Below are 3,360 nucleotides of genomic sequence, written 5' to 3' on the forward strand. Positions count from 1 at the left end.
CCGGGCACGCCGGGCGGTCTCGTCCGGGTCCGGGATCGCGGCGAGCACGGCCCAGCCGCCCAGCGGGGCGCCCACCCCGACCCGGGTACCGGCCGCCGCGAGCAGCGCCGCGGCCCGGATCGCGGCCGCACGGGCCGTAGCCGTCGCCGGCGACACCGCCCGGATGACGCTCACGCCGCACCCACCCGGGCGGCGAGCTCCTGCGCAGCGATGTCGCAGGCGGTACGGGCCACCGCGAGCCGGTTACGCCGCCCAGGAGCCGCCGGATCCTCCGCCCAGCCCTCCGCCATCAGCGTCCGGCGGGCCTGAGCACGCAGCGACGCCGCAGGCACACCGAGCCGGTCAGCATGACCCTCCAACCGGCCGGTGAGCTCCTCCAACTCGGCGAGCTCGGCGGCGTCGTGAGCATCGGAGCGTGGCTGACCGCCGCCGGGTGGAGGAGGGATGTCCGCCACCCGGCGGCGCAGCACGGCGGCACCGGACCGCACACCATCCGGTGCCGCCGCCAGATGCGCGGCCAGAGCCTCGGGAGACCATCCCGCGCGCAGTGCCTCAGCCACCCGCGGTGCCAGCTCACCCCGGGTCGTCGCGCCCACCAGCCACGGGGCCGGCAACGCCGCCAACAGCGTGGCGGCGGTCTGTTCCGAGTCGAGTTTCTCCACCTCCTCCACCTGATCCGCCCGCGCGGCGTGGGTGGTGGGGTGGTTGTTCACTTGGGTAATTCTGGGGGTCCGGGAGCTGGACCCCCGGGGGGTCCGGGAGCTGGACCCCCCCTGTCCGGGAGCTGGACCCCCCCTGTCCGGGAGCTGGACCCCCCCCGTCCGGGAGCTGGACCCCCCCCGTGGTGCCAGCGGCGCATCGCCGCGGCCGCGCCGCGTGGACCGTAGATCATCGGCCATCGTGGCGTCCCGGACATGCGGGGCATCGGGGTGGTTGATATAGATCCGGTTGCTGGTCTGCGACCCGTTCGGCCGGTACTGCGGCACGATCGTGACCAGGCCCAGATCCAGCTCCAAGGCCCGCTGATGCTCAATCACCGTGGCCCGACTGCACTCCGCCTCGGCGGCAATCAACCGAGCGCTGGGCCAGCACGCGAAGTTCGCGTCGACCTTCTCGCACATCAACAGCAAGATCAACTTACGGAGTGGATTACCCACCTGCTGCTTCTTGGCCCACGACAGGGCCTCCCAGCTCGACAACGTCCCTCCAAGGGATCGTGGGCGAGCACGGTGGCCACGGGACCTCAGGTCCCGTAACCTCGAACTCGCCTGGCAATGGCGACGTACAGCGGCCCGGAGAGCGCCAACTCTCCGGGCCATCGTCGTTTTCGGCCCGGTCCAGGGTCGTAGTAGGAGAGCTTCCTACCGACTCGCCCCAGCTCCTGTGCTATCGGTCGTCTCGGTGTGTCGTGTGTCGTGTGTCGCCGTGGCCCGCACGATGTAGATCACGCTCGCGTCGTCGTGACCCTTCCCGCGCCGCCCCACCGCCTCCTCAGCCGTCTCGCTGCGCTCAGCACGCCGTGTTTGATCGATGAGGGCCTGGGGGCCCCGGTCGGCGATGAAATCGAGCAGTTCTGACCAGCTCATAGATTTGAAGCGTTCGACCAGCCGTGCGGCACCGTCGGAGAGCAGCGCCGCACGTCGAATTGATGCGGCAGGATATGATCCTGTGATCGCATGATGGGCGGCGCTGGGCATCGTACTGGCGACCCAGAATCCATCAGGAGCATTCCGGGCTCGAGCTACTCCCTGCGCTGAATAGTCGACAAGATGTGCCGTCCGATCGTCTACCACCGGGGTGATGTGTCCATCCACGTCCAGCACGAGCGGCGAATCAGCCAGGACCAGGTATTCGAGTTCATTCGTTTCCCACCGCGCGATAACCACGGTCGAGCTGGGACTATCTCGATTAGATAGATCGCACGAGTCTCCGTGATCTAGGCGGAGGAGAGATATAGCAGTTTCTAGCAGCTCCGCTAGGGGTCGGTTGTCTGTCTCCAGGAGCTTTGATAGATGTCCGCCGAGGTGGTGGACCAGCCATGACACGCTGTGTATGCAGCCAGTGTCGACACCTGGCCTAGCAGTGGCGCCGTCCAGGATGACAGCCCATGATCCCCCCGCGAGAGTCAAATCCTCATTGACACTTCCAGGCGTCGGGGTCGAGGAGAATCGTATTTCCACATCGCTCCTAGTCGGGTATTGGGAAGGTGTATGCGAACTCGGCCATATCCCCGGCGAGAATAGCTCTCATTACCTCGACTGGGTGTTCCCCTGAGTATGTTGTCCGCAGTAGCTCGACTACAGGAGTCCCGTCTGGGAGGCGGAGAGAGACGATCTCGGGTCCGTTAGGCATGCGCGCCCGAAGTTCTTCTGATATCTGAGTCAACCGATGGCCAGAATCCTCGATGCGCGCAAAACCACCGCCGGGTCCTGTGTTTTCCTCGCGCAAGATCGGAACCTCGCGAATGAGGTCTAGAGGGTAGTAGCTATCGGCGAGTTGGTTCGGCCGGTCATTGATCATCGTGGTCCGCCGACGGACCCAAACGGGCGTCCTGTCGGGGACGCCGAGGCGGTGTGCAACATCGGCAGGTGCGGGGACCTCGGCCAGTTCGCGCAGGATTTGGCTGGCGGTGTGGCCCTGGGCTTCTGCCTCAGCGATCAGCACGGCCCGGCCTGCAGTCCACCGACTGCGTGAGTACCGCTCGATGCCATGTCGCCGTGCGGATGGCCGCTCGCGTACGAAGGACCCAACTCCCTGCCGGGTGACCACCAGGCCCTGCTGTCGCAGCAGGTCTAGGGCCTCCCGAACGGCGGCCAGGCTGCACAGGTACTGCCGGCACAGCTCGTCCAGGGTCGGCAGCTGCTGGCCAGCTCGGAGTGCACCCGTCTCGATCTGGGCTCGGATGTCGTCAGAAATGCGGACTTTCAAGGGGCGGGCGTCGGTCGGTCCGGTCACAGTTGGCCACCATAACTCAACTCTGACGGTCTGCATGCAGACCCCTTGACGAGCGATCGTCGACGGCCTACGTTGCCTGTTATCCGGTCTGCATGCAGACATACAAGCGATGGCGACCCCCGGCGACGTGCAGGTCACCGAGGGCCAGGCCGACCTGATGTGGAGGTCAACCCTCATGCAGCATGCCTCACCCCCTGTCCGGAGGCGGACGGCGTCCGTCCCTGGTCCGGTGGATGTGTACGAGTTTCTGGCGTTGCCGGCCTGGTCGGTGCCGGTGCTGGGGGCGTTGGTGGATGCGGCGCCCCGTCCGTGCGCGGACAACGCCGCGGCGGGCACCGGCAGCCCGGCGGGCAGGCCGAGCAGCGCCTCCAGCAGCGGCACGTCGGTGACCGCGCCCAGACCCAG

At 67.1% G+C, this 3,360-nt stretch carries 4 protein-coding genes and 1 pseudogene; 1 reads left to right on the top strand and 4 read right to left on the bottom strand.

Annotated features, from left to right (window positions below):
• Positions 1–170: 170 nt before the first annotated feature.
• From G6R24_RS19550 to G6R24_RS24290, 4 genes and pseudogenes are all read right to left on the bottom strand, one after another.
• Complete coding sequence (locus G6R24_RS19550) at positions 171–713, bottom strand: hypothetical protein (RefSeq protein WP_163550629.1); 543 nt, start codon at positions 711–713, stop codon at positions 171–173.
• Between the two features lie 309 nt (positions 714–1,022).
• Positions 1,023–1,319: pseudogene (locus G6R24_RS24285) on the bottom strand (helix-turn-helix domain-containing protein); the annotation flags it as partial.
• A gap of 42 nt (positions 1,320–1,361) precedes the next feature.
• On the bottom strand, positions 1,362–2,180 hold the full coding sequence (locus G6R24_RS19555; protein ID WP_163550630.1) for a protein phosphatase 2C domain-containing protein: 819 nt from the start codon (positions 2,178–2,180) through the stop codon (positions 1,362–1,364).
• 7 nt (positions 2,181–2,187) lie between these two features.
• A complete protein-coding gene (locus G6R24_RS24290; protein ID WP_420840677.1) occupies positions 2,188–3,132 on the bottom strand; it encodes a GntR family transcriptional regulator in 945 nt (314 codons plus the stop codon).
• On the opposite strand from G6R24_RS24290, the gene G6R24_RS22955 reads away from it, so the two are divergent.
• Positions 3,065–3,360, top strand: a 296-nt coding sequence (locus tag G6R24_RS22955) for a hypothetical protein (protein WP_225438779.1), incomplete at its 3' end; no start/stop codon positions are given. The two genes, G6R24_RS24290 and G6R24_RS22955, sit on opposite strands and share 68 nt — an antisense overlap.

The organism is Candidatus Frankia nodulisporulans, assembly GCF_902806475.1.
Lineage (GTDB): Bacteria > Actinomycetota > Actinomycetes > Frankiales > Frankiaceae > Frankia > Frankia umida.

Bases quoted from the DNA above. Each gene is read 5' to 3' on its own strand.
- G6R24_RS24290 (WP_420840677.1), bottom strand. From the start codon at position 3,132: ATGAGGGTTGACCTCCACATCAGGTCGGCCTGGCCCTCGGTGACCTGC.